General features: G+C 58.9%; 22 protein-coding genes. 8 read left to right on the forward strand and 14 right to left on the reverse strand.

Going from position 1 to position 24,880, the window contains the following annotated elements:
* Positions 1 to 10 precede the first annotated feature (10 nt).
* The 6 genes from ACFQY0_RS03860 (at position 11) to ACFQY0_RS03885 (ending at position 8,384) form a co-directional block, all read left to right on the forward strand.
* A complete protein-coding gene (locus ACFQY0_RS03860) occupies positions 11 to 247 on the forward strand; it encodes a four helix bundle protein (RefSeq protein ID WP_379709273.1) in 237 nt (78 codons plus the stop codon).
* 64 nt (positions 248 to 311) lie between these two features.
* The gene (locus ACFQY0_RS03865; protein WP_379709275.1) at positions 312 to 1,322 is read left to right on the forward strand and encodes an ABC transporter ATP-binding protein; all 1,011 of its coding nucleotides are present in this window, start codon (positions 312 to 314) and stop codon (positions 1,320 to 1,322) included.
* A gap of 160 nt (positions 1,323 to 1,482) precedes the next feature.
* Positions 1,483 to 2,967, forward strand: coding sequence for a hypothetical protein (locus ACFQY0_RS03870; protein WP_379709277.1), 1,485 nt, complete (start codon positions 1,483 to 1,485; stop codon positions 2,965 to 2,967).
* On the forward strand, positions 2,964 to 3,845 hold the full coding sequence (locus tag ACFQY0_RS03875; protein WP_379709279.1) for a DUF58 domain-containing protein: 882 nt from the start codon (positions 2,964 to 2,966) through the stop codon (positions 3,843 to 3,845). The genes ACFQY0_RS03870 and ACFQY0_RS03875 overlap by 4 nt, the downstream gene beginning before the upstream one ends.
* Before the next feature lie 6 nt (positions 3,846 to 3,851).
* Positions 3,852 to 5,681: a BatA domain-containing protein gene (locus tag ACFQY0_RS03880; RefSeq protein ID WP_379709281.1), complete on the forward strand. Its 1,830-nt coding sequence runs from the start codon at positions 3,852 to 3,854 to the stop codon at positions 5,679 to 5,681.
* Between the two features lie 6 nt (positions 5,682 to 5,687).
* On the forward strand, positions 5,688 to 8,384 hold the full coding sequence (locus ACFQY0_RS03885) for a VWA domain-containing protein (RefSeq protein WP_379709283.1): 2,697 nt from the start codon (positions 5,688 to 5,690) through the stop codon (positions 8,382 to 8,384).
* Positions 8,385 to 8,417: 33 nt separating this feature from the next.
* On the opposite strand, the gene ACFQY0_RS03890 is transcribed toward ACFQY0_RS03885, so the two are convergent.
* The 3 genes from ACFQY0_RS03890 to ACFQY0_RS03900 are packed head-to-tail and all read right to left on the reverse strand — an operon-like array spanning position 8,418 to position 12,352.
* Positions 8,418 to 10,118, reverse strand: coding sequence for a putative manganese-dependent inorganic diphosphatase (locus tag ACFQY0_RS03890; protein WP_379709285.1), 1,701 nt, complete (start codon positions 10,116 to 10,118; stop codon positions 8,418 to 8,420).
* A gap of 5 nt (positions 10,119 to 10,123) precedes the next feature.
* Positions 10,124 to 11,869, reverse strand: a complete 1,746-nt coding sequence (gene argS / locus ACFQY0_RS03895) for an arginine--tRNA ligase (RefSeq protein WP_379709287.1) — start codon at positions 11,867 to 11,869, stop codon at positions 10,124 to 10,126.
* Positions 11,870 to 11,878: 9 nt separating this feature from the next.
* Positions 11,879 to 12,352 carry a PTS sugar transporter subunit IIA gene (locus ACFQY0_RS03900; RefSeq protein ID WP_379709289.1) on the reverse strand — a complete coding sequence of 158 codons (474 nt, stop codon included), beginning with the start codon at positions 12,350 to 12,352 and terminating at the stop codon, positions 11,879 to 11,881.
* 173 nt (positions 12,353 to 12,525) lie between these two features.
* Here ACFQY0_RS03900 and ACFQY0_RS03905 point away from each other — a divergent pair, with 173 nt between their 5' ends.
* Positions 12,526 to 13,020 (forward strand): hypothetical protein, encoded by a 495-nt coding sequence (locus tag ACFQY0_RS03905; protein ID WP_379709291.1) that lies wholly within the window; start codon positions 12,526 to 12,528, stop codon positions 13,018 to 13,020.
* 247 nt (positions 13,021 to 13,267) lie between these two features.
* Here the strand turns inward: ACFQY0_RS03905 and ACFQY0_RS03910 are convergent, their stop codons facing one another.
* From ACFQY0_RS03910 to gspG, 11 genes are all read right to left on the reverse strand, one after another.
* Positions 13,268 to 14,659, reverse strand: coding sequence for a tetratricopeptide repeat protein (locus ACFQY0_RS03910; protein WP_379709293.1), 1,392 nt, complete (start codon positions 14,657 to 14,659; stop codon positions 13,268 to 13,270).
* 124 nt (positions 14,660 to 14,783) lie between these two features.
* On the reverse strand, positions 14,784 to 17,267 hold the full coding sequence (locus ACFQY0_RS03915) for a secretin N-terminal domain-containing protein (protein WP_379709295.1): 2,484 nt from the start codon (positions 17,265 to 17,267) through the stop codon (positions 14,784 to 14,786).
* A gap of 89 nt (positions 17,268 to 17,356) precedes the next feature.
* Positions 17,357 to 17,800, reverse strand: coding sequence for a hypothetical protein (locus ACFQY0_RS03920; protein WP_379709297.1), 444 nt, complete (start codon positions 17,798 to 17,800; stop codon positions 17,357 to 17,359).
* 3 nt (positions 17,801 to 17,803) lie between these two features.
* Complete coding sequence (locus ACFQY0_RS03925) at positions 17,804 to 18,325, reverse strand: tudor domain-containing protein (RefSeq protein ID WP_379709300.1); 522 nt, start codon at positions 18,323 to 18,325, stop codon at positions 17,804 to 17,806.
* On the reverse strand, positions 18,322 to 18,861 hold the full coding sequence (locus ACFQY0_RS03930) for a hypothetical protein (RefSeq protein WP_379709302.1): 540 nt from the start codon (positions 18,859 to 18,861) through the stop codon (positions 18,322 to 18,324). The genes ACFQY0_RS03925 and ACFQY0_RS03930 overlap by 4 nt, the downstream gene beginning before the upstream one ends.
* Positions 18,862 to 18,924: 63 nt before the next feature.
* Complete coding sequence (locus ACFQY0_RS03935) at positions 18,925 to 20,049, reverse strand: hypothetical protein (RefSeq protein ID WP_379709305.1); 1,125 nt, start codon at positions 20,047 to 20,049, stop codon at positions 18,925 to 18,927.
* 104 nt (positions 20,050 to 20,153) lie between these two features.
* Positions 20,154 to 21,074, reverse strand: a complete 921-nt coding sequence (locus ACFQY0_RS03940) for a type II secretion system minor pseudopilin (protein ID WP_379709307.1) — start codon at positions 21,072 to 21,074, stop codon at positions 20,154 to 20,156.
* Positions 21,075 to 21,079: 5 nt separating this feature from the next.
* Entirely contained in the window at positions 21,080 to 21,949 is an 870-nt protein-coding gene (locus ACFQY0_RS03945) for a type II secretion system protein (protein WP_379709310.1), read from the reverse strand.
* On the reverse strand, positions 21,946 to 22,371 hold the full coding sequence (locus tag ACFQY0_RS03950) for a type IV pilus modification PilV family protein (protein WP_379709312.1): 426 nt from the start codon (positions 22,369 to 22,371) through the stop codon (positions 21,946 to 21,948). The genes ACFQY0_RS03945 and ACFQY0_RS03950 overlap by 4 nt, the downstream gene beginning before the upstream one ends.
* On the reverse strand, positions 22,368 to 22,982 hold the full coding sequence (locus tag ACFQY0_RS03955) for a type II secretion system protein (RefSeq protein ID WP_379709315.1): 615 nt from the start codon (positions 22,980 to 22,982) through the stop codon (positions 22,368 to 22,370). Before ACFQY0_RS03955 ends, ACFQY0_RS03950 begins: the two co-directional genes overlap by 4 nt.
* Positions 22,954 to 23,394 (reverse strand): type II secretion system major pseudopilin GspG, encoded by a 441-nt coding sequence (gene gspG / locus ACFQY0_RS03960; protein ID WP_379709317.1) that lies wholly within the window; start codon positions 23,392 to 23,394, stop codon positions 22,954 to 22,956. Before gspG ends, ACFQY0_RS03955 begins: the two co-directional genes overlap by 29 nt.
* Before the next feature lie 225 nt (positions 23,395 to 23,619).
* Between gspG and ACFQY0_RS03965 the strand changes: the two genes are divergently transcribed.
* Positions 23,620 to 24,843, forward strand: a complete 1,224-nt coding sequence (locus ACFQY0_RS03965) for a saccharopine dehydrogenase family protein (protein ID WP_379709319.1) — start codon at positions 23,620 to 23,622, stop codon at positions 24,841 to 24,843.
* Positions 24,844 to 24,880: the final 37 nt, after the last annotated feature.

Genomic DNA, 24,880 nt, shown 5'->3' on the forward strand with positions numbered 1-24,880 from the left:
CTAGAATTCAATGATGAACAACGAGCGGAACGGTGATGAAGGAATCAGTCCCGACGACTCCCTCTACCGCTATCGAATTTCAAAAAGGGAAGCCCGTGAGTCCGGTTTCTGGCTGAGCCTCCTCGCAAACTGCAACGACCTTAATCAATCCGCTTCCCATCGACTCGACATCTTGCTCGGCGAGAGCAAGCAGATCGTCCGCATCCTTTCATCCATCATCGATAACAAGCAGCAAACCTTGAATTGATGATTCGCCCCCCGATTCCCTACGCCTTCAATTTGGGGTTTAGAAGTTAAGTCTTAGAGTTCAAATGTCAGACGCAGCTATCAGAGTTCACAATCTCTACCGATACTTCGGGCAACTGAAGGCGGTGAACGGAATTTCGTTTGAGATACCGCACGGATCGGTTTGCGGATTCGTCGGTGCGAATGGTGCTGGCAAAACGACCACGATGCGCATCCTCGCCTCGCTCGACTATCCGACGATGGGTGTCGCCGAAATCTGCGGTATCAACGTGGTCCACCATCCGGAAGAAATCCGTCGCCTGATCGGCTGGATGCCCGATCACTTCGGGAACTACGAGCACATGACCGTGCTCGAGTACCTCGATTTCTACGCCCGCGCGTTCGGATACCACGGCAAGGAGCGGCGTACGCGTGTCCAGGAGGTGATGGAATTCACCGACCTCATTCCGCTCGCTGAGCGTTTCTCTAACAAGCTCTCGAAAGGCATGACCCAGCGGCTCTGTTTGGGCCGGTCGCTGCTGCATGACCCGCAGGTCCTGATCATGGACGAGCCCGCCGCAGGTCTCGATCCGAAGGCCCGCGTCGAACTGAAGCACCTGATTCGGGTGCTCGCCCAGGAGGGAAAGACCATTTTCATCTCATCTCACATTCTTTCCGAGCTCGGCGAGATGTGTGACTCGCTGCTTTTCGTGAACAACGGGCGCATTGTTCACCACGGGGATTCGGAGTCCTTGAAACAGGGAACGGATGCCGCCGGGGGTGTTCTTTACGACGTGCAAGTGGTGGGAGACCCCCAAGCCGTCTCAGACTGGTGCGTGATCAACCCGCACGTCGAGTTTCTCGAATCCCGAAAGAAGGGTGGCCGCATTCGCATCGATACCAACGCTCCGGAGAAAGCCGCCGAAACGCTCGCCAGAATGGTGAAGGACGGCTTGCAGGTTGTGGACTTCCACAAGGAGCAGCGAAATCTCGAAGACGCCTTCATCGACATGCTCGGTCGCATCGACCGGGGCGAATCCGCGCAACCCGTAGAACAACTCCCACCCGAACCAAGCTTCAGCCCGCCAGCAAACTAACACATTGGACTGCGGTGGCAAAGCGGAGCGGCGACACCGCTTTGCGAGCCACCTGGTCGCTCCCAGTTTTTAAAACCAACCACCGCTCAAACCTGCCAAACCCGCCCCAAAGTGGTGTCGATGTTCAAAGACCCACTCTGCCACCGCCCCTAAAAGTTTCATGTCCGAAGCTCCAGCCACCCCCGCCGTTCCCGACAAAGCACGCGCGTTGCTCGCCGACAAGCTTGCCGATTTCTCGGACAAGCCCTCGCCGATGCTCGTCAAGGAACTGCGTCAGGGGCTCCGGGCAAAGACCTTCGTCATCGTCTTCCTTACCCTTCAAGGGCTGCTCGGACTGGTGCTCCTCTCCTCGCTGGGTGCCGCGAGTTCCCCTCAGGATGCCGGACACAATATATCGGGCATCATCTTCATGTTCTTCGCACTTGCCGTGCTGGTGATCCAGCCGGCCCGAGCCATCGGTGCTCTGCATCGCGAGGTCCAGGAAAACACCATTGAGCTGATGGTGCTGACGCGCCTGAGCGCCTGGAAGATCGTTCTCGGAAAGTGGATCTCACTCGTCGCGCAGTCTGCCCTGCTGCTGGCCGCCGTCATTCCCTATCTGATTCTCCGCTACTGGTTTGGCGACATGAACCTCTTCGGCGAACTGATCCTGCTCCTGCTCGTTTTTCTAACATCTGCCTTCGCGACCGCCGTCGTGATTGGCGTCTCCTGCCTGCCGTCCGTCATCATCCGTGGCTTGTTGCCGCTCATCTTTGGAGCGATCGGCGTGGTCGCGATCCCTGGTTTCTGCTTCGACGGCAACTTCGACGAGCTTGTCGAAACCTGTTCGATGCAGAGTCCTAAGGATTTCATGAGCGTCCTGGCATTCGTTTTTTCAGGCTGCTACATCGGCTGGACCGCGCTCGGCATCGGAGCTTCCCAGATTGCCCCTGTCGCGGAAAATCACAGTTCCCCCAAGCGTTTGGCCTGCCTGGTCCTGTTGAGCCTCATCCTCATCATCTCGCTCTTCACCCAACCTGGAGTTTACTATCTGCTGGCGCTGGTGATGATTCTCGCCATCCCGGCCCTCGTAATGGCGCTAACTGAGCCCATCAACCTCCTCCCGCCTGTTTGCGCTCCGTTTCTCAAAAAAGGCACTGCGGGGATCATCGCCGGGCGTTTCCTCTATCCGGGCTGGCCCAGCGGCGTGATGTTCAGTGCCCTGCTCATCGCATTCTCTTCAGGAATTCTCGTGTTTGGTGGCGACACCTCTCTGACTCTTGATGACCTGACGAGACTCACCGGCATGCTAGGCTCCCTTCTGATGCCTGCGGCCATCATGTCCTTTTTCGACAAGAAGATCGCCAATCGCTTCACCTTCTACCTGCTGATCCTCGTGTCGCAGTTCGTTCTAACATTGGTGCTTCATTACATCGCCGACGCACTTTCCGACGAACAACGTGGCTTCCTGTGGTTCTTCTGTTGGATTCCGATGAATTTCTTCAGCATGATCGAAATGCCACGGACTTTTGACCCCAAGTCCATTTTTCAGGTCGCCCTTGGAATCTCGCTTTTCTACGGAATCGTCCTTCTCATCAATGCCGTCATCCGGCTCCGCTCGATTCGTGATGTGGAGATGGAATATCTCGAACACCTCAAGACATGACCCGCGAAGAACTCAGTCACTGTCACTCCAGAGCCCTGGCCGCCGCCGGCCGCCTGCGTCTGCCGCTGCGTTCAAAGGTCTGGAAAGGACAAGCCGGCGAGTTTGCCGGAGCAGGCGTCGGCTCATCGCTCGACTTTCAGGACCACCGGACCTACGTCCCCGGCGATGATCCCCGACATATCAACTGGCAGGCTTACGCACGCACCGGCACCTACACGATGAAACTCTACCGGGAGGAAGTCCGCCCGGTCGTTGACGTGGTGCTCGATGCTTCCGAGTCGATGTGGTTCGACCCGATCAAGGCCAAACGCAGTGCCGAGTTGTTCTACTTCGCCGTCGAGTCGGCGCGACGTTCCGGCGCGGCCACCAGCGTGCATCTCGTGCGCGGGGATGTCATTCGACCCGTGCCGAGCGATGTCATCGGCGTGCACCGCTGGCTCGATGACATCCGCGCCATGCCCGTCGCCGACGCGGCCGCCCCTCCCGACGTCTCGCGCATTCAGTTTCGCCAGAATGCGATTCGTGTCTTCGTTTCCGATCTTCTTTTTGCCGGTGATCCCACACCGATTCTCCGTCTGCTATCCGCACGCCAAGGCGCCCCGATCATTCTCGCCCCCTTTCTCAAATCTGAGGCGACTCCCGAATGGACGGGAAACTACGAATTCGTCGAAGCCGAAAAGAGCACCCGCCACCAACACCGTATCGAACCCTCGACGCTCCGCCGTTACAAGGAAGCCTACGTCAACCATTTCGCGCTCTGGAAGAACGCGGCCAACCGGCATCAAAGCGCGCTCGCCCGGGTCGAATGCGATGCGGACCTCGAATCTTCACTTTTCGCGGAGGCCCTGCCCTTGGGTGCCCTCGAAATCGCGAACTAAGTCGCCATGATCACCCTCGCTAACCCTCTCGGTCTCTGGGCACTGCTCGGCATTCCTGCTGTGCTGGCGATTCACTTTCTCCAACGGCAAGCCGTTGTCCTGCCAATCACGACGCTCTTCCTTCTCGAAAAGACCCAGCGCGAATCCGCGAGCGGCAGACGCTTCGACCGCTTGATGAACTCCGTTCCGCTGTGGATGCAGTTGCTCGCCGTGCTGCTTCTCACCTGGCTGCTGGCAGAGCCCCGCTATCAGAAAGCCCGCAGCACCCAACGGGTTGCCATTGTCCTCGACTCCTCTGCCTCGATGTCGGTCATCAAGGATCAAGTCAAGGAACGTCTCATCGAGGCCCTTCCCGACCTTCAAGGTCCTGCCTCCGCCCTCGAACTCACCGTTCTCCAAAGCGCCCCCGGCAGGGAACGCATCTACACCGGCTCATCCATCGAGGAACTTGCACTGGCCTTCGATGCCTGGAGCCCCCGCGACGGCCTCACCGATCCATCGCAGGCCATCCGTCTCGCCCGATCGATTGTCGCTCGCGAGGGCATCGTCGTTTATTTCACCGACACACCGCCGGATGCCCTGCCCTTTGATGCGCAGCTGGTCTCGCTGGGTGAAAAGATCGAGAATGTCGGCATCACCGGGCTGAATTTTGAAAACAAGGAAGGCGCGCTGGTCTGGAGCGCCATTGTTAGAAACTACTCGCAGCAGAAGGCGACGCGCAGTTGGCGGCTTGAATTTCCGGATGGGACATCGAGCGAACCCCAATCGTTCGACATCGATCCAGGCTCACTGATTTCGCTGCAGGCGGCCTATCCTGACCAGACGGAACGGGCCCGCCTCGTCCTCTCCGAAGACAAGTTCGCTCTCGACGATGTTTTCCCAATGGTCGCACCGAGACCGAAGGCGCTGAGTCTCCATGCAGCGACCACTCCCGAGTTTTCGAAGCTCTCGGACCGCATGATCAGCTCACTGGATGCCATCACGCCGAGCAACGATGCCGCCACCGCCGATCTCTCACTGATCGCCTACGACGCCCTCGACCCCATGCTTCCTGATGGAAATGCGGTGGTCTTCGTTCAGGATTCCACCTCGGCCGGTTCCTACCTCAAAGGAGGCATCGTCGCGGAAGAGCATCCGCTGGTAAACGGACTGAACTGGCAGGCCCTGCTGGTCCGCGAGACGATCCAGCTTGAACGGCTTGCGAGCGACGACGTGCTTCTCTGGCAGGACGCGCGACCGCTGATCTTCCTCCGCCAGCTGGCAGCTGGACCCGGCGAGCCCGTAAAGCTCCAACTCTGCTTCAATTTCGATCTCCGGCTATCCAATGCCGCCAGTCAACCGGCATTCATCGTTTGTCTCCATCGTTTCATCGAAAGCATTCGTGACTCGAAGATTTCCGGCTTCAGCGAGAACCTCGAGACCGGTCAACCGATACAACTCGCCGCTCTAACAGACACTGGAGATATTCCGGCAGCGGTGATCACAGCAGCTCAGTTCGATGTCTCGGGGAAGGCCATCGGACAAATGGACTATCCTGCCACTCCTCTGCTCCGCTTCCCCGCCCCGCTTGAACCCGGCTTCCTCAAGGTCACCCAGGGAGAGACCGAGTTGCTCGATGCCTCGCTTCATTTTGGCGATACCCGCGAAGCCGATTTCACCCACTGTGCAAGCCTGGACACCCTCGATACCAGTACCGCCGAAGCGGTGGAACGTCACACGGTCGAGGATCACTGGTGGCGTGCCTGGGTGCTTCTTCTCATCGCAGCGTTGATCGTCTCCTGGCGTTTCAGCAAGGAGCGCGGCGCTGCGTTAACCCCTCAAGCACACGCTCCCTAGTCATCCATGACCTTTCACGCTCCAGAGTGGTTTCTCCTGATTCCGGCCGCACTTTTCATCGCTTGGTTTTGGAAGGACTTGCAGCTTTTCTCGCCACTGCGATTCCTGCTGATCGTCCTCGCTGCCGTCACCTTGGCGGACCCGCGACTGGTGCTTCGCGAGGACTCGCTTGATCTGTGGGTGCTGCTCGATCGCTCGGACTCGACCGAGGACCTCGTCGATCAGGGACTGCCCGAATGGCAGCGGCTCCTCGAGAGATCGAGGCCATCCCGCCGTGATCGCCTGATCGTCCACGACTACGCTGCCGAGATCGTCGAACACGGCAAGGACGGGGCGACCTTCACGGGATCCCGCAAGCTGACCCGAACCGGCCTGGCGCTCGCCCATGTGGCAGCACTCGCGGAAGAAGGCAGGCCCGCACGAGTGCTGCTCTTCAGCGATGGCTTTTCCACCGAGCCTCTAACAGAAGCCGCGGCTCAGCTCGAAGCGCGTGGGATCCCGATCGATTTTCGCTTGATCCGCGATGAAACCCTCGACGACTTCCGTGTTTCCCACATTGAGCTTCCGGAGCGTGTTCAGGCGGGCGAACCCTACCTTTTCTCGGTAACCGTCCGCGGCTCCCTCGATGGCGAGGTTCCGTTGGTGGTTCGTCGTGGCGGGCAGAAGCTCACTGAAACGACCGTCGAGCTCATCAATGGAGTGGGACGCGCCGAGTTCACCGACCGCATCCCTATTGGCGGATCATTCAAATACGAAGCCGAAGTGATCCCCGAGGTCGACGCCCACCCCGGCAACAACCGTGCGACGCGCTGGATCGAAATCGCGGGCGGGCCGCGCGTGCTGTTAGTCACGAATTACGTCGATGATCCCGTTGCCAAGGTTCTCTCGTCACTCGACTTCACCGTCGACGTCGAAACCGAATCCCAAGCCCTCCAGGCCGGGCGTCTCTCGGGGGCGAAAGCCGTCATCTTCAACAATGTCCCGGCCCACGAGGTTCCGCAGGACTTCCTCGATGCCCTCGACTTTTTCGTTCGTGAGCAGGCCGGCGGTTTCCTGATGGTGGGAGGCAAGCACTCCTTTGGATCCGGCGGCTATTTCCAGTCGTCGATCGATCCGCTCCTGCCGATCTCAATGGAGCTGAAAACCGAGCACCGCAAGCTTGCCGTGGCCCTCGCCATCGTTCTCGACCGCTCGGGCTCGATGTCGGTCAACGTCAATGCCGGAGGGAAAAATGTCACCAAGATGGATCTCGCCAACAGCGGGTCCGCCGAGGCGATCAACCTGCTCGGTCAGATGGACCGCGTCGCCGTGCTCGCAGTCGACAGCGCGCCGCACGAAATCGTCGAGATGACCCAGATCAAGAACGACAAGAAGAAGATCATCGATCGGGTCATGAAGATCCAATCCCAGGGGGGCGGGATCTTCGTTTATGAAGGACTTAAAGCCGCATGGGACCAACTCAAGGATGTCGATGTGGGCACCCGGCACATCATTCTCTTTTCCGACGCCCGCGACTCCGAGGAACCCGGCGATTACAAGCGCTTGCTGGCAGAAATGAAAAAGGAAGGCGCGACGGTCTCCGTCATCGGCCTCGGCACCAAGGCCGACTCGGACGCGAAGCTGCTGGAAGAAATCGCGATGCTGGGCGATGGCCGGATTTTCTTCACCGATCGCCCGGTCGACATCCCGATGATCTTCGCTCAGGAAACCGTCACCATCGCCCGCTCAGCATTCGTCGAGGAACCAGTCGGAGCTCAACCGACCGGGCGCTGGGCCGAGGTTTCGCCGAAGATGCTCGAATGGCTCCCGCAAGCCGGCGGCTACAATCTTTCCTACGCCCGCGAGGATGCCACGACCTCGCTGGTCACCACCGACGAATATGTCGCCCCGCTGGTCGCCCACGCCCGACGCGGCCTCGGTCGCACCGCCGCCGTTTCCTTCCCACTCGGTGGTGAGTTCTCTGATCCCGCCCGCGAGTGGGCCGGTTATGCGGACTTTGTCCAAACGATGACCCGTTGGCTGATGGGGCTCGATCTTCCTCCGGGCATCGGCCTGCGTCACAAACTCGATGGCACGCGTCTGACCCTCGACCTCCTCTACGATCCGGAAATGTGGGGCGACTCCCTGAGCACGAGCCCGCCGCGGCTCCGCCTCCTCGAAAGCGAAGCCGGCAGCACTCCCTACGACGTCCCGTGGAAGCGGATCCAGCCCGGCCACTTTTCCGTGAGTCGGGATCTCGATGAGGGCGCCGTGATTCGTGGGGTTATCCAGGTTGGCCCCCACGCCCTGCCCTTCGGCCCCATCACCATCGGCTCTTCGATCGAGTGGGCCTTCGAACCGGAGCGCCTGGGCGAACTCCGCAGCGTCGCAGCTCAGACCGGAGGCCGTGAACTCCTCGATCTCGCGGATGCTTGGAAACGGCCGCCTTTCGAGCACGAAGTCACTCTCAGGATCTGGCTTGTCATTGCCATTCTCGGACTGGTGATCGCCGATGCCTTGATGACCCGAACCGGCTGGAAGCTCCCTCTCCCCGGCATTCCGCGCTTCGGGCGCCAGGCCAAGACTCCCAAAGTCAAACGCGTCAAAGCGCCCCGAGCTCAAGCCACGCCAGTCGTTAAGAAAGAAGAAGAAGCCCCCATTTCCACGCCGAAAGAGGACACGGAGCGACGATCGCGATATCAGCGCGCCAAGGATCGGAAGTAGCGCTCCGCGGTGTTCGGCGGCGGGGTCAATCTGCTAGCTCAAGGTTCGGATCGCCTTGCAGACCGCAGGGAAAATCTGCTTCTTCCGGCTGACCACTCCGGGTGCCTCGAAGTGCGAGCCATTGACCTTCTGAAATGGCAGTCCGCTGATCATCCGGGGGTTGCCGGCGGCCATGACAAGACTGTGATGCTTCGCGATGTCGGTCACGGCCAGCACTGCCAGCTCGTAGCCGTTCTCCTGAGCCAGCGCCTCGAGGCCCGCTTGAAGTTCTTCCCTCCGGCCGTCAAAGGAATGGAGCCCAAGTTCTTCAACCTGAGCAATAGTCACCCGAACCCCTTCGTCATCGAATTCCTTCCGGTCGGCGTTGAGAATCTCGTCGACGGTGCCATTGGTCAGCAAGGAGCCCACCGCGAAGAAGTCGGATTTGAACTTTTCGGGATCGATACCGGCAACCCCGCTGAGCCACTCGAGCATCTCTCGATCGAGGCTGGTGGTCGTTGGCGAACTCAGGCAGAGGGTGTCGGAGATAATTCCCGCACAGAGGCAGAGCGCGATTCCCGGCTCCGGCACCAGATCGCGGTGGGCAAACTTTCGCGCCACGAGCGTCGACGTCGAACCCACCGGTTCATTGAGGAACCGAATCGGCTCGCGAGAGACCAGATCGCCCGCCAGTCGGTGGTGATCGATGACTTCAAGAATGTGCGCTTCTTCGATTCCCTGGACCGCCTGCGCGTATTCGTTGTGATCGACCAGGGCGATGCGGATCTTCGGGGGGTCGACCAGGTCTGACTTCGAGATCACCCCGATCATCTTCTGGTCGACGGGATCGACAACGGGAAAGAGATCCTGTTCAAGGTGCGCCAGGGATTTCCTGAGTCGCGAGACGGGTTCATTCTGCGACACGCATTGGAAATCCGTATCCATCACGTGCTTCACCGTGCGCGAGCAGCGAATCAGCGTGGTGCTGCTGGCCGTGTCCTGAGTGCAGAGCAGAATGATCACACCCCGCTCTTTCGCCAGTCGACGCATCTCGGGCTCCACGCCGTTGCCACCGGTGACGAGCAAGGCCCGGGCGCCATTTTCGATCGCATAGTGATGCACCACCGGGCGATCACCACAGACCACGAGGTAGCGTCCCACATTGCCCTCCTTGGCGGCGGACTTCAGTCGGCGATCCACGGTGTTCTGCGATGAAGCGCCCACCAGCATGATCAGATCTTCGTCGTCCTCGTTGTCCGGAAGATCGGCGCCGACGCTGTCGGCTTGAAGGGTTGTCGCAATCTTCCCGATCGAAACATGGATCGTTCTAACAGCCAGGCCACTTCCATCGCCCGGAACAAGCAATTCCAGCAAGTCGAGGTAGCGGAGCATCCCCTGGGTGTCGCCGTCACTGCTGACCACCGGGACGCAGCGGACGCCACTGGCGAGCATTCTGCGGTAGGCGGCAAGGAAGGTGTCACCTTCACAAACCTGTACAACGTCGCGGCGACAGATCATTCCGGCTGTCGCGCGCACGTCTATGACCAACTCCGGTTCGGGCACCCCTGCCTTTTCCAGAACCCACGCGGTCCGAGCCGGTGTCTCTCCGCAGCGTGCGGCGACCGCATCGGGATGGCCTCTCAGTCGGAGAAGAGCCGCATTTCCAATGGCCGAGCAAATGGCATCGGTGTCCGGATTCTTATGACCTATCACATAGAATGGAAGGTCTCGACGGCGGGGAGATTCGGTGGTCATGAAAATTACATTCTTTCGGGGCAGCGGATTCCCAACAGCCCCAAACCGTGAGCAAGCACCTTGGAAGTCAGCTCGCAAAGCGCGAGTCGACTGGAACGAAGAGGACCGTCGGATTTCAGAACCGGACAGGCTTCGAAGAACGAGTGGAATGCACGAGCCAACTCCAGCAGATAGTTTGCCAAGAGGTTCGGACGGTGCTCATCGAGAATCGCGGGAACCGTTTCGGCGTAGCGAATCAGGAGTCGGGCCAGATGGACTTCCGCCTCCGAGTCCAGCGTCAGCTCCACCCCCGCCGAATCAAATGGCTCATCGAGTTTCCGGAAGATCGAACGAATCCGCACGTGGCTGTACTGGAGGTAGGGCGCGGTGTCGCCTTGCAGGGCCAGCATCCGATCCCAGGAGAAAACGTAATCCGTCATCCGGTTCTGCGAGAGTTCCGCGAACTTCACCGAGCCGAGACCAACAATCTCCGCAATTTCTTTGGCCTCATCAGCCGGCAGGTCAGGGTTCTTTCCGGCAATCGCCGCAGCGGCCCGCTCGACCGCTTCATCGAGCACATCGACGAGCTGAACGTTGTCGCCGGAGCGCGTCTTCATCAACTTGCGGTCCTCACCGAGGATCGAACCGAAGGCGATGTGCTGGAATCCCGCATCCTTGCCCCAGCGCTTGCTGGCATCGAAGATCTGACGGAAGTGCATCTGCTGCGGGGCACCGACGACATACCAGATCTCGTCGGCTTTCCACTCATCGATCCGGTACTCCACGGTCGCGAAGTCGGTCGTCGCATAAAGGAAACCTCCATCGGCCTTCCGGATGATCGCCGGGTTGTCGGTCCAACCTTCTTCCCGATGAATCCGAAACGGATCCTTGTCGTCGGGCAGTTCGCCGCCCGAGAAAACACAAACCGCCCCATCGCTGATTCGTCCCAGGTCCTTTTCAATGAACTCATCGACGAGTCCCGCAAGACGGTCGTTGTAAAAGCTCTCACCAAGCCAGTGATCGAAGGTCACATCGAGGCGATCATAGATTTTCTGAAGCCCCATCTTCGAAAGCTCCACGCAACGAGACCAGATTTTGAGGTTCTCCTCATCGCCCGCCTGCAGTTTCACGAGCTCTGCCTTGCAGGTTTCCATCACCGCCGGATCGTCCTTCGCCGCGGCATTGATCTCACGATACACGCGGACCAACTCGGGGATCGGATCGCCCTCCAGCTTGTCTTCATCGAGAATGGTCTTCCAGCCGTGGAGGATCATCCCGAACTGCGTGCCCCAGTCTCCGATGTGGTTGTCGGTGATGACATGGTGGCCAAGGAAGCGGGCAATCCGCGCCAGCGAGTCGCCAAGGATGGTCGAGCGAATGTGACCGACATGCATCGGCTTCGCGACATTCGGCGCCGAGAAATCAATGACGATGGTCTTCCTCTCCGCAGCAAGCGGCACCCCGAGACGTTCGTCGGCAAGCTGCGCGGCGGCGCGGGAAGCGAAGGTGCTTGCATCGATGCGGAAGTTGATGAAACCCGGACCGGCGATTTCAGCCGAACCGATCCCATCCATATCCATCGCCGCAATGATCTGCTCGGCCAAAGCGCGGGGGTTCGTCTTGCGCTGCTTGGCGAGCGCCATGGCAGCGTTGCTTTGATAGTCGCCGAAACGCAAGTCGGCAGCTGGCACCACCGGTGCGGCAAGCTTTTCTCCGACCACCGACTCAAGCGCGGCAGCCAAACGATTTTCGATATCCTGTAGAAGACTCATGTCGGAAAGTCAGGCGACGTTCCGTGAAGCCTTGCCAGCCAGGATGTCCAGAATCGCCGTCCGGCATTCCGCTTCGCTGAGCTGTCGACGGATCTCGCAATTGGTAAACATCTTCGCGATCGCCGCGAGTGTCTGGAGATGAAGGTGGTAGTCCTTCTTGGGAACGATGAAAAGCACCACGAAATGCACCGGGGAATTGTCCAGCGCCTCGAAGTCAATCCCCTTCACGGAGCGCCCGAAGATGGCAGCGACGCTTTCAAGGTTCTCAGAAAACGCGTGGGGGATGGCCACCCCGTAACCAATGCCGGTGCTGACCTGCTCTTCGCGGGCTTTCAGGGAAGCGACCACTTCTTCGCGCAGAGTTTCGGGCAATTTCCCGGTCTCGATCAAATGCTCCACCAGCTCAAAAATCGCAGGCATGTGTTCCTCGGAACGCATGTCGAGAACGATTTGATCGGGCGAAAGAAGTGATGCCAGTTTCATGCAGTCGTGCACCCCCGAAGGCCATAAAAGCCGGGAGGGGCGGAGTGGTTAGCCGTGCCTCCCCCTATTTGCAAGCGAGTTTTCAATGGGTAAGAAACGAACAAGTCGCCGCCATGTCGCATCGATTGGCGCTTGCCGCGCCCCCGCCCTCCTTCCTACCTTGCCCGCACCTCATGCAAGCTCCCAGTCGCCTCATCATTCTCTCCCTTGTGACCGTTCTTCTCTGCCAGTGTGGTGGACCGATTGGCGGAGGAACCATGGGCGGACCGACCACTGCCGAGCGAAAGGCGAAGATCGCCTCGGAGCCGACAGGAGACTTTTTCTATGGTCGACGTTATTACGTGAAGAAGACGCGCTTCTGGGGCTATTTGAGGAAGCCGCGCCAGCCATGGAGCCGCGCAAAACTCGTCATCTTCCGTGAGGATAAGAAGAAGACCCCGGATCGCCTTCCCGAAAGCGGAGCTCAGGGCCAACGATACGGATTCGACCAGAACTACGAATACAAGATCCAGGGGTACTACACCGGGAACTCGGCATACGATCCCAACAGCAACCAGATTCTTCCTGAATTCATGCTCACCGGTTATGAGGTCGTGGACCGCAACCCGGGATGGCTCTTCAAGGAAAGCGATCGCTACGATCCGCTGAGAATCACCCTCTACCCTTGAGGGTTTCCCTTTCCTCCCCCGCTCTGGTCTCGAGGCGCTGCGATTCTGGGAACCACTGCTGGCTGGCGGAGTAACCGGTCATTCTCAGGCCCTTCCCCACCCCACCCCGCCCTCAAGCGAATCGAGGCGTAAGGAAGGAAGGCCCCTTATTGACCTGCCTCCCGCTGGGCGACAGGCGTCCAGGCACAAAAAGCAGATCGAAGTCGGACTTCGATCTGCCAGAATAAGTTCCATCAGGCTTTGAGGATCAACCGTAGGAGGCCTCCACGCGCTGGGCGACGTCGCGGTAGCCGTAGTCGACTTCGTAGATCTCCTTGAAGCAGGAAATGGCATCGTCCTTGGCTCCCATCTCGTCATGCATGAGACCTTTCTCGTAGAGGATCTCCTTCTTGACGGTGTCCATCGCCACGAGGTCTTCGAGTGCGGCTTCCAGCTGCTTCACGCCCATATCGAGCATGTTCTTCGCCTTGAAAGTCCGGCCGAGAAGGAGCAGCACCTTGGATTGAATGTGTGGGTTCCGCTTGGCCTGCTGGAGGTGCGGAATCGCGCCGCTGAAATCCCCCGCATCGAAGAGCGCCTTGCCAAGCTCGTAGCGAAGAACGGGATCGGTCGGATTCTGCTCGACCCGGCGATTGGCGTCCTCGACTGCAGACGCGATGTTCGCCTTGCGTTGTTCTTCGAGCATCGCCTTGACTTCCGGGTCATCAGGATTGGCTGCCGCTCTGGCTTCCAGTTCCTTCATGGCGCTTTCCTTCACCTTATCACCCATCTTTTCGGCCTTCGAGCGCAGGGCAACGTCTCCCGCACTGAGCTGGAATCCCCAGTCGTAGTAAGCCTGGGCGCTTTGCCAGTCTTCGAGACGTTCAAAAATGGCGGCGAGATCCTTCACCACGCCGAGGTTGTTCTGGTCCTCGGCATACTTCGCGGCAAGTTGATCGCGGCGCTCTTCGAGCTGTTCGCGCGTCAAACCGGTGCGGGATGCCTTCTCCATCTCCTCACTCGCAGCACTGTCGGCCAGCATGTCCTTCATGCTCGCATTTTCACCCCACTTTTGCTTCTGCATCGAGGCGCGCGCCGTCGCGTCCTTCTCGCCCTTAATCGCGGCGGAGTCGGTGTGATCGACTTTGATGATGTCCTGATAAACCTCGGCAGCCTTCATGCTCTCCTCTTCTGCGAGGTAGAACTCAGCCAGCTTGTGCATCAGCTTGATCTCTTCAGGATGGCTCTGGCGGACGGTTTCCAGAGCAAACGCTGCACTCGCCTTCATATCGAGGGCGATGAAGGCATCGAAAAGCACGTCATTGAGCTCGGGGCTGTAGGGGTCCTTCTCAAGCTCGGCCTCGATGGCGGCGAGAGCACCTGCTGGATCCTTTTTCACCTGGCCGGCAAGCTTCATGGTTCCCAGACCGCCACCGGTCTTCATGCCGAAAATCTTGGACTTCTTCTTGGGACCACCCGTCAGGTTCCCCGCGCACTTTCTCAGCACCTTGCGTCCATCAAGAAAGCCAGGGGCATCCTTGAGCACAGATTGAATCAGCTTGATCGCGTAACCGTGGTTTTTGGTCTGGGCCGCGGTCAGAGCTTTCAGCCACAGGGCTTTGACGTTTGGGGCAAGTTCCGCTTCGGTAATCTCGGGCATGGTAATCGAAAATCTAGGTTTTAGGGACCTCCTGCCACAGAGCAGGAGGCGACTGCCAAAAAGTGCGTTGGAGCTTGCCACTTGGCAAGCTCCCGCTGCGACCGCTTGAAATCAACTGCGTGCTTCAGCGGCCTCGGAAGGTCGATCCTGGGCGACCGCCGACGAATCTCCGGGTGCTCTTCCGCGAATCCTCTTCGATCACCGCGGGGATGGGCTCATTGTAGCCACCACCTTCGCCATCAATCACTTGTTGGCTCACAGCACCTGCATCGGGAAGGAGGGCCGGTCCGTTGGAGAACTCGTGAGCTTCCTGAGCAACATCATATCGGCTGTCGAAATCCGTCTGTGCGTCATAAAGGCTGGCAGCACTCTTCACGATCTTTGGCTGAATGAAGATCATCAGTTCAGCACGCTCGTCCTCAGTTGAGGTCGTTGAGAAAAGCTTGCCTAGTCCCGGGATATCACTGAGCAGAGGAATCCCGGAGACGGAATTCGTCGTCTTGCTGGTGATCAGCCCCCCAAGAGCGATCGTCGCCCCGTTTGGAATCGTCACTGTTGTCAGGACCTCTCGCCGACCAATCGTCGGAATTTCACCAACACCTTCGATGAACTGACTGCCGATCACCTCGTCATTGAGCAAAGCAATCTGGAGGGTCACCTCATCATCGGAATTCACCAGTGGAATCACCTCAAGGCTCAGAAGCACATCCTGATACTCAATGTTGGTGCTGATGCCACCATTGCCCACACCGAAGTTGTTGCTCGAAGTCGGGACCGCAATTCTCTGACCTGCAGAGATGGTGCCCTTCTGGTTGTTCGCCGTGAAAATCGTCGGTCTGGAAAGCACCTTGAAATTGCTGTCGGCCTGCAGAGCCGTCACCAGCACGTTGAAGTTGTCGCCGATGCGTCCATAAAGACCCAGACCGGCGGCCGACGCCAAACTACCCGGATCGAAGGCCGTGCCGTCGATCGGGAGCACCGGGAATCCTCCGCTACCGCCACGACCCGCCGTCGCTCCATTGTCGCTCGAATCAAGCGTCCTGAGATAATCCACGCCAAACGCGAAATCATTGCCGAGTGCCAGCTGACCGAAGACCGCCGAGATCATGACCTGATCGGCTTTCACGTCGATCTGGTCGAGAAGGTTGGTGATGATTTCAACACTGGCCGGAGGTCCCTGGACCACCAGCGAGTTGGTGATGTTGTCAGCAACCAGCAAGGTCCGTCCGACCAAGCGAGCTTCTGGCGCACTGTTGACCTGAGGGTCACCCAGCGAGACTCCCACACCGCTGCTCGCGCTCCCGAAGCCAGCGCCGCCACCAGTGCTGCTGTTGTTGCCAAAGCTGGTGTTGTTGGTCCGGGTATTGCCCCCTGAATTCCGTGTCGAACCCGTATTCCCACCGAAGTTGGCACCGGTCGATCGACCACCACCAGCGCCCGAAGTCCCGTCACCGGTTCCCGAGAAGGCCCTCAAGAGCGCGGGCTCCGCCACATCGAGGAATTCCGCCACGGGAATAAAGCTCAGCTTGCGACGCAGGTAGTTCCGGGCATCCGTGCGGGTATCAAACTCCGCCACCAGACCTTCGATAAAGACGATGTCAACGGGACGGCCCATGACAAAAATTCGGTTCGTCCGGGTGTCCGGAACGATTTGGATCGGCACGTCTTCGGCCGCATTTCCCCCACCCGTTCCCGTTGCCGTTGCCGGGGCGGAGCCGGGCAAGCCTGCGGCGTTAGGTGCTGGATTGGCATTGTTGCCGACCCGTTGCAAGCCGGCCGAGCGCTGGCTTTGCTGCTGGGTGCCGAGGACCTCATTCAAGGTCTCCGCCAACTCTTCAACATCGGCGAACTGCACCTCGATGAATCGAGTTGCCACCTGCCCGGTGACGTCGATTTCCTCCTTGAGCTGGATCAGGCGGCGGATCAGCGACGTCTTTTCCGTGATCACGACCGAACCCGCATTCGGAACCGGCGTGATGGCGCCATAAGCACCCAGCTGCCCCACAATGGTCGTGAAGGTCCGAACGATTTCATCCGGTTTGATGTGCTGGAGATTCATCACGAATGAGACCACCCGGTCGTCCTCCGGAAGGTCCGCTGGATCGATGATCACCTCGGGTCCCTGCCCCAGGTGGTTGGAACCGGACGTTGCCAGCACCAGAACGTCATGATTTGCCAGATTGACGTCCGGCACAAAAATGAAGCCCTGAAGGAGGGCAGCCTTCTTGAGCAACTGGGCTGCCAGACCATAGGTCAACGGCGCCTGTTGGATGAAGCGAATTTCAGCGGTCGACGCTTCCACGCTGACTGTCACCCGGCGTCCCGTATACTTGAAATAGAGATCCGCCAGCTCATCCCCCGTCAACTTGGGATAGATGATGTTTTCACGAATCACCTGATTCGGGTCAGGCAAGGCCACGGCACTCAGGGCAGGATTGGGCACCTGGAGATTGGCGGCATTCGGAGCCGCTTCGGCATTGGCACCCGGGACCACACTCTCAATCGGCGCGGGAGCGTCCGGTGACGGTGGAGTGATCGGAATTCTCTGTGGCTCCTGAGCAGTGAGAACTGCAGTGCTGGCAAGGATGGTGAAAAGATGTCGATACATGGACGCGGGTCGCTTGAGAGAAATCGGGCGGACGGTAGAAAGGTTGCGGTGAGTTTTTGGTGTCCGAAACATGGTTTTGGAAAGTCGATTCATTTGGATCTCCGGACAGCTCGAGAACGAAGCGCTCCGCCGTGCTCAGGATTTTTTGAGAGTTTGAAGGATGATGAGTCGAATCCGATGGATGAGGAAAACTCTCCGTCACTGATGACGACGGCGGTTTTTCTCCAATCCTGATTCGACCAATTGACTCGCAGCACTTGAAGTTCGGATGGCTCCCCGGGCTTGAGGACGATGCGCTTCATGGCGTTCTGCTTGTCGATCAGGACCACGAAGTAGCCCTTATCGACCATCGAAACGCCTCCCAGGGCGAACTTGTCGAAATCATTCCGCGGAGGAGCCGCGACTTCACGCGGTGACGTGAAAGGCGAATTCTCCCAGAGCTCCTGATAACGCCTGGCCGGAACTTCCGAGCTCGAAAGCTCGGCGCCGGCGCCAGTCACCACTGAGCAGAGAATAAGAAACACCCGAGTCATGATCTATTTTTTCGGGACCACGACGCGTGGACGAGGCGTCCGATTCGAGGAGGAGCTTGTCGGCTTGGCTCCGTTGACGGTGGGCTTCGGTGCGGACTTGCTCGGACCTTTGGGAGTGGCGACCTGAGTCGGCTTCACCGTCAGCAGCTTGTCATCGAACTCGACGGTTCCAGTCGTCGATCCGGACCTCACGGTCACCACCGCATCGCGCCATGATCCTGACGGCCATTTGACATCGAGCACTTCGAACTCGTTCTTCTGGCCGGGGTAAATGACCACCTTGTCTTCCGGCTTTTTCTTGTTCAACAGGATGGCATAGTAGCCATCCTCGAGCTTCGAAATCCCGCCGAGAGCATAGTCCTCAAGGGGATTCTGGGCTTCGATGGTAACGGGGTCCGGCTTGGTCGTGAAAACCGAGTTGATCCACAACTTCGAATAACGGGTAAGAGTCGGCTGAGTGGGCGCGCCCGCCGACAGGATCGAGGCAGCTCCAAGCCAAAGTGAGATGAGGGTAAAAATTTTCATTCCGATAGTTCTGCGATGGCGGGGACGAACCACTGTTCGACCTGCACATTGGCGTCGATCAGCGTGTCATCCTCCCGGTTAGGGCTGAGTCGAAGAGCGGTGATCGCGCGAAAATCTCTCGGGCTGTGAAGCCGGACCAGCCAACGGTAGAGCGCGGCTTCGTTGCCGCTCACGGCGATCTCGAAGCGGGCCCGGTTGTAGTAGAGTCCGCTCTCGTCGTTATCGAGAATCTTCGGGCGCACCACGGTGAGGCCCGCGCGGGTCGCCTCGGTCGTCACCAGGTTCTCGAGCTGCGAGGGGACCAACTCCCCTTCCTTGGGATCTGGGGTGTTGTCTTCCAGCCAATCGATCTCCTGAATGAAGATCTCCTTTGAGGATTCCGCCGTATCAGCAGCGTTCAAAATGCTTTCTTGGGCGACAATCTCCTGCTGGACGCTGAGCCGCTTTTTCTGCAGCCACTGAAACCCGAACATGTTCACCACGGCGAAAATCGCAGTGAGGAAGAAGATCAGGAGCTTTTTTTCTCGGGAACTCATGGAGTGGGTTTGATCAATAAATGCCAGTCACGCTTGGACTTGTCGGTTAAATCACCAGGGCTGCTATCTCTGAGGAGTGCCAGTGAAGCGGAACTCCCAGCCTTTTGCCGTCTTCCTGGGAGCTTCGTTCTCCCAGTTCAACCAAGTGAGGTCGGCCGTCCTCTTCAGTGCCAGGGAGAATGCATTGACTGGAGCGGACTGCGGTGCCGCCCCCGTCAGCTTCACGCCATCAGGTCCGATATCAGCAATCGTCAGACGCACGCCGCTGTTGGGGGGAATCGAGTTTGCGATGTTCAGCATGATTTCCAGCGGGCTCTGGGCCGCGGAAACCACCGGTTCAAGTTCGTCCCATTTGGCCATCTGCGTCTGATACTCGCTGGCAATGTCCTTGACCGAATCGGCGCTCTTGGCGAGCCGATCGCGCTTTTGGATATCCTGCCACAAACCCAGGAATACCCAGACTACCGCGCCAAGATAGAGCAGCGCCACGGCGGCCACCCCCGCATAGATGCGGTTTCTTTGCTGGCGCTCACGGCGCGCGGCACGAACGTCGGCCGGCAGCAGGCGGCTCTCTGGCACGGGGATCACCGGATCCGGTCGAGCTTCCACCACGGCTCGGACTCCAAGCCCGTCCGCCAATGATCCGGCGTCGCCCAGTTCTCCCTCAGGCGGCCAGACATGGACGTGCTGAGGAGTCACCTTCAGTCCTTGAAGCCCCAACTGACCGAGCGCCAGATGGATTTCCCGCAGGAAGTTGTTATCCGGCACTTTGCCGTCGAATGACGTTGCCTGCGCGTAAAGAAGCTTCCCACCGGAATGAATCGCGAAGACCCATCGACCGAGTTCTTTCCAGGCGGTTACGGCATCTCCCTCCGCCTGAAACGCCCGCGCTGAAAGATCAAAGTCCTTGGGAGTCCGAAGCGGCAGTTCGCCATCGCCCGGGCTCTTCAGCACCGCATGCAGCAGCACCGTGGACTCCTCACCTTCGCTGACCACGAAGTGGTCGCTCAGCTGGCCCGCCATCGGGTCCGGGCGGATGCCCAGTCGCTCGGCATGCATCACCGACAGGTCCTCAAACAAGGCGGGATCGGTGCTCGGTGCCTTGAATGGCAGCGTGTGGATCGCCTTGACCGGAAAGAGCATCGCGAGATGGCCGTTCGGCAAATCTCCCATTTCTCCGACTTTCATCGGCCCACCCTCGGAAAGCCTCTCAAACCCGCCATCCGGGTTATGCTTCCACAACTCCCATCCGGCAGGACCGGGGACTAGTAATGATATTTCTGGCTGCTTACTCAAGGGATTACCTCCTCAGTTCGTTCAAGGATTGCCGGCTGTCCGGTCCGGTTTCGTACCACAAGCGTGATCTTACGTCGGGAGCCAGTGGCTCTGCCGACGCTTTCAATTCGAGTTGTGGTATCATTTATCGTAAAGCGGGCCGCGATATCGGGGCGCAGATTGGAGTCTACGCCGAGAAGTGCAAGTGCTTCCTGCAACGAGCTAAAGGGCGTGTCATCATCGGTGTCGCGAATGCCGTCGGGACCCCTCACCGTCTCAGGAATGATCGTCGCTGCTTCAGGGTGAATTTCCGCCGCCACGGCAATCAATTCCGCACTCGCTTCGTTCACATCCAGTCCACCGGCACTCCAAATCGTAAACCAGTTCCGCCAGTCCGGGCGATAGGCTTCGACCAAATCCATCCCCCGCACGAGACGCATCTCCTCGAGGTTGTAGAAGGGCCGGTTGAACGGCTGATTGATGCGACCCGCCTCTTCGTAGCTGGCCACCTCGGCACCATTGAGCGACTCTTCATCATCCGGATCCACCCAGTCGGCCAGGGCATCCGCCACCGCCGCCGATTGATCAATATCGAGTCCCCAATCAATGAACATGCTCTTGAGCAGGTTCTTGTCTTCATTGGCCACAAGCACGTTGATGTTGAATTTCCCCGCTTCGGAAACCAGTTTCACATCGAAGCCCTCGTAGTTTTCTTCGGACCACTGACTGAGAATCGGATCTCCACGCTCGATCGAGGGATTGGCACCAAGCGCGATCCCCATCTCAGCCAATTGCTGGGCGCGGAAGCCATTGATTTTTGCCGACGCGACATCGAGGTCGAAAGCCACAACCTTGAGCGCCGCCACCGAAGCCAACGCCAGAATCGCAATCAGCCAGATCACCGCAACCAAGGCCGATCCCTGCGAATGTTTCGACATCATCTTCATCGCTGACCTCCTCTCCCGCCGCCGCCGCCGCCGCCGCCGCGACCGCCCCCTCCGTCACCTCCACGACCGCCATTTCCTCCGCCTTGCCCTGGCTGGATCTGGATGCCACCGTTCGGTGGGGTTTCCCCGTCACCTCCGGGATTTGGCTGGGCCGTTCCAGTGCCGCCACCGCCCTGCTGCATCATTTGACGGATCAACACCTCAGGATTCTGCTTTGGCGTGATCCAGAAAATATGCCGAATTGGATCCGCAAATTGATCGCGCATGTAGGTCAGCTCGAGCTGCAAGGGCAGACGACCGGCAATCTCCCAATCCGTCTGCCACTCATCCATGCTCCGTCCGTCCAGCACCTGCCAGGCAAATACCGCCACGTCCTGCATCAGCACCACCTCCGCAAAAGGTTCCTCAAATCCGATCGGAGCTTCACCCACATCCTGCGTCTCTTCCAAGATCTCACCCTCGAAGTATCTCAGCACAATGTCGTAGAGCCCGTCCCGACCGCGCACCGTGGATAGCTGCGCCGAGCGGGCAATGCGCTCGTTACCACCCCAGGTAAAACTCAGCGGCACATTCTGAATCGTGAGATCCGAACTCACTTCGCTCAACAGCGTACTCCCGCCATTGTCCGCCAGAAGCTCAAGCCGGGCGTTCCCAGGCAGCGATGCGAACATCGTATCTAACAACTCAAAAAGTGCCGTATCGATGCTCTCCTCATTCTGCTTCTCCACCACCGTCCGACCCAGTGCGATATTCTGCGAAGCCACGGCGAAAATCATGCCGACAAGGAGTGCCATCAGACCGATCGCCAGCACCAGCTCAAGCAGGGTGAAGCCGCGACGAACCCGGGATGTCGATGCGCTTCTCATGGTTGGTACAGGCGACCATAACGCCAGGTCTCGGCGGTTTCATTGTTCCAAGCGCCATCCTGGTACCAGTTCGCAGTCACCTCGATCCGGTACATCTGCTGCAACAGCTGGCCATCCTGATTGGTCAGCTCGTTGAGAATCTCAATCGTCGTATCAACCTCCACCGGAGCCGCCCCGATCTCCTCAAGCAGGGAAACTGTCGTGGTGCCCTCCTCCAGAACCGGTAGCGACAAGGCTTCCCGCAGCGCACTGTCGAGAATTCGCGTGATCTGCATCCGCCTCTGCGCTAGGGCCGCCGCATCCGAAGTGCGCGCCAGCGCCACCGCAAATCCCGTCGCCGCAATCGCAAATATCCCAATGGCCAACACCACTTCCATCATCAGGAAGCCGCGCGCTTTTCGGGATTGGCAATTTGCTCTCATCGAATTTCTGAATCCATTCCTGCAACGGCCGCGGTCAGCGGGTGGAAGACCACCTCGACCCAGCTTCCGTCGACTTCAAACCTCAAGCCCAGCGGCTCGCTAATCCCACTCGGATCAAATCGCCACACATGCCGGTCCCTCGGCGTCAGTGGAATCCACTCCGCCATCGCCCAGCGTTTGATGAAAATCATCATCTCCGGCTCGGCGACCCAGGCATCCCTCACGGCCGCCTGATCGGATGGACGATCGATCTGTTCTTCATTGGAATAGGCAAAATCCTCGTAGCCTTCGTTCTCACTCAGCACATCAAGAAGATCATCGCGATCACCCGACTCCATCGCAGCTTCCGCAAAGGGCATCAGACTTACCGTCTTGTTGCGGAACTCCAGCGCATAGGGCCGTTGCTGAAGGGTCGAAATGGTGCGGGCGCGTTTTGCCAGCACCTCGACGCTTTGATAAGCATCGGTCAGCTTGGCTTCGTCGCGACTGAAGTAGAGTTTGGAAAGCGCGCCCCCGATGATCAGCATGCTGATCGAAAGAACGACCACCATTTCTAACAACGTGAAGCCCGCCCGCCGGAGCTCACTCGTCCTTCTGACTGCTGATATCATCTTCGTTGCCTTCGATGCCGTCAGGACCCATGCTGATGATCTCAAACATCGACGAATCCTGGGAGCCTGGGAACTTGTAGCCGTATGGATTCTGCCATGGATCGAGCGGCACTTCGTCCATCAGCTTCGTCCAGCGCTTCGCCGGAGGAGTGGTCGTTGGCTTCTCAACCAGCGCCTGAAGACCCTGCTGGGTCGTCGGGAAGCGGCCGTTGTTGGTCGAATACATCCGCAAGGCAGCGCCCAGAGAGTTGAAGTCACCACTGACGCGGGTGCGCTTCGCGCCATCGCCCACCTTGCCCATCACGGTGATCGCGCCACCGATGATCACGGCGATGATGCCGAGCACGATGACCATTTCAAGAAGGGAGAAACCCGCACGGACGCGGCGACGATTGGAAGCTTGGTATTTCATGGATTTGGGATGACCTTGAGTTGTGTGGGGAAATCCTTACGCGGGAGATAACCCCGTGCGAACCAAAAGTTGTCACGAAATTCAGACATATTGACCATTTTTCATTGGATCATCGGGGATCCAGCCGATTCCGGCTTCGATTCGCCCCCAAAATCAGCCAATCCGCCAAAACCGTTGCACAATAATCTTGGCGGAATCGCCCCAATGCCGCTTCCCTTTCCTCACATGAACAAGGTCCTCATCATCGGAGCCGGCGGAGTCGGCAGCGTCGTCGCCCACAAATGCGCCATGCTCCCCGAAGTCTTCGGCGAGATCACCCTCGCCTCCCGCACCGTTTCCAAGTGTGAGGCCATCGCCGCCTCGATCAAAGAGCGCACCGGACGTGAGATCGCGACCTTCCAGGTCGATGCCGACAACTCCTCCGAGACCGCCGAGCTGATCCGCAAGGTCGGTGCCACCTTGCTCATCAACGTCGCGCTCCCCTACCAGGACCTCACTCTCATGGATGCCTGCCTTGAAGCCGGCATCGACTACCTCGACACCGCCAACTACGAGCCCAAGGACGTCGCCAAGTTCGAATACTCGTGGCAGTGGGAATACCAGGAGCGTTTCGAAAAAGCCGGCCTCTCGGCACTGCTTGGCTCCGGCTTTGATCCCGGCGTGACGAACGTCTTCACCGCCTGGGCGCTCAAGCATCACTTCGACGAGATCCACACTCTCGACATCATCGACGTCAATGGCGGCGATCACGGCCACGCCTTCGCCACCAACTTCAACCCGGAGATCAACATCCGCGAAGTCACCGCCGAGTGCCGACATTGGGAGAACGGCGAGTTTGTCGAGACCGCCCCGATGTCCAAGCATCAGGGTTTCACCTGCCCCGAAGGCGTCGGCAGCTACGAGATCTACCGCATGTATCACGAGGAGCTTGAATCGCTGACTAAGCACATCCCGACGATCAAGCGCGCGCAGTTCTGGATGAGCTTCTCACCGAACTACCTCAAGCATCTCGAAGTGCTTCAGAATGTCGGCATGACCCGCATCGACGAAGTCGAATACCAGGGCCAGAAAATCATCCCGCTTCAGTTCCTCAAAGCCGTCCTCCCGAACCCCGGCGATCTCGGCGTCACGACGAAGGGCCGCACCTGCATCGGCAACGTCATCACCGGCATCAAGGACGGCAAGGAGAAGGCGATCTACATTTACAACATCTGCGACCACGAAAAGTGCTTCGAAGAAGTCGGTTCCCAGGCCATTTCCTACACCACCGGCGTGCCCGCCATGATCGGAGCCAAGCAGATGCTCAGCGGCGAGTGGAAGAAGCCCGGCGTCTGGAACATGGAACAGCACGATCCCGATGCCTTCATGGCCGACCTCAACGTCCACGGCCTCCCCTGGACCTGCATCGAGCTCACCCCCGAGCAAGCCGCCACGTTCACGGTCGCGTGACGGAGCGGCGCTTTCCCCAAGCGCCGTGACTTGGAGA

This window comes from Haloferula chungangensis (genome assembly GCF_042664875.1).
In the GTDB taxonomy this organism is placed as follows: Bacteria; Verrucomicrobiota; Verrucomicrobiia; order Verrucomicrobiales; family Akkermansiaceae; genus Haloferula; species Haloferula chungangensis.

Excerpts from the sequence above, each read along its gene's own strand:
- argS (WP_379709287.1), bottom strand. The coding sequence starts at position 11,869 with ATGAGTCTTCTACAGGATATCGAAAATCGTTTGGCTGCCGCGCTTGAG.
- ACFQY0_RS03945 (WP_379709310.1), bottom strand. The coding sequence starts at position 21,949 with ATGAGAAGCGCATCGACATCCCGGGTTCGTCGCGGCTTCACCCTGCTT.
- ACFQY0_RS03950 (WP_379709312.1), bottom strand. The coding sequence starts at position 22,371 with ATGAGAGCAAATTGCCAATCCCGAAAAGCGCGCGGCTTCCTGATGATG.
- ACFQY0_RS03860 (WP_379709273.1), top strand. The coding sequence starts at position 11 with ATGATGAACAACGAGCGGAACGGTGATGAAGGAATCAGTCCCGACGAC.
- ACFQY0_RS03900 (WP_379709289.1), bottom strand. The coding sequence starts at position 12,352 with ATGAAACTGGCATCACTTCTTTCGCCCGATCAAATCGTTCTCGACATG.
- gspG (WP_379709317.1), bottom strand. The coding sequence starts at position 23,394 with ATGAAATACCAAGCTTCCAATCGTCGCCGCGTCCGTGCGGGTTTCTCC.
- ACFQY0_RS03865 (WP_379709275.1), top strand. The coding sequence starts at position 312 with ATGTCAGACGCAGCTATCAGAGTTCACAATCTCTACCGATACTTCGGG.
- ACFQY0_RS03915 (WP_379709295.1), bottom strand. The coding sequence starts at position 17,267 with ATGTATCGACATCTTTTCACCATCCTTGCCAGCACTGCAGTTCTCACT.
- ACFQY0_RS03910 (WP_379709293.1), bottom strand. The coding sequence starts at position 14,659 with ATGCCCGAGATTACCGAAGCGGAACTTGCCCCAAACGTCAAAGCCCTG.
- ACFQY0_RS03965 (WP_379709319.1), top strand. The coding sequence starts at position 23,620 with ATGAACAAGGTCCTCATCATCGGAGCCGGCGGAGTCGGCAGCGTCGTC.
- ACFQY0_RS03955 (WP_379709315.1), bottom strand. The coding sequence starts at position 22,982 with ATGATATCAGCAGTCAGAAGGACGAGTGAGCTCCGGCGGGCGGGCTTC.
- ACFQY0_RS03920 (WP_379709297.1), bottom strand. The coding sequence starts at position 17,800 with ATGACTCGGGTGTTTCTTATTCTCTGCTCAGTGGTGACTGGCGCCGGC.
- ACFQY0_RS03880 (WP_379709281.1), top strand. The coding sequence starts at position 3,852 with ATGATCACCCTCGCTAACCCTCTCGGTCTCTGGGCACTGCTCGGCATT.
- ACFQY0_RS03905 (WP_379709291.1), top strand. The coding sequence starts at position 12,526 with ATGCAAGCTCCCAGTCGCCTCATCATTCTCTCCCTTGTGACCGTTCTT.
- ACFQY0_RS03940 (WP_379709307.1), bottom strand. The coding sequence starts at position 21,074 with ATGTCGAAACATTCGCAGGGATCGGCCTTGGTTGCGGTGATCTGGCTG.
- ACFQY0_RS03925 (WP_379709300.1), bottom strand. The coding sequence starts at position 18,325 with ATGAAAATTTTTACCCTCATCTCACTTTGGCTTGGAGCTGCCTCGATC.
- ACFQY0_RS03885 (WP_379709283.1), top strand. The coding sequence starts at position 5,688 with ATGACCTTTCACGCTCCAGAGTGGTTTCTCCTGATTCCGGCCGCACTT.
- ACFQY0_RS03870 (WP_379709277.1), top strand. The coding sequence starts at position 1,483 with ATGTCCGAAGCTCCAGCCACCCCCGCCGTTCCCGACAAAGCACGCGCG.
- ACFQY0_RS03930 (WP_379709302.1), bottom strand. The coding sequence starts at position 18,861 with ATGAGTTCCCGAGAAAAAAAGCTCCTGATCTTCTTCCTCACTGCGATT.
- ACFQY0_RS03890 (WP_379709285.1), bottom strand. The coding sequence starts at position 10,118 with ATGACCACCGAATCTCCCCGCCGTCGAGACCTTCCATTCTATGTGATA.
- ACFQY0_RS03875 (WP_379709279.1), top strand. The coding sequence starts at position 2,964 with ATGACCCGCGAAGAACTCAGTCACTGTCACTCCAGAGCCCTGGCCGCC.
- ACFQY0_RS03935 (WP_379709305.1), bottom strand. The coding sequence starts at position 20,049 with ATGAAAGTCGGAGAAATGGGAGATTTGCCGAACGGCCATCTCGCGATG.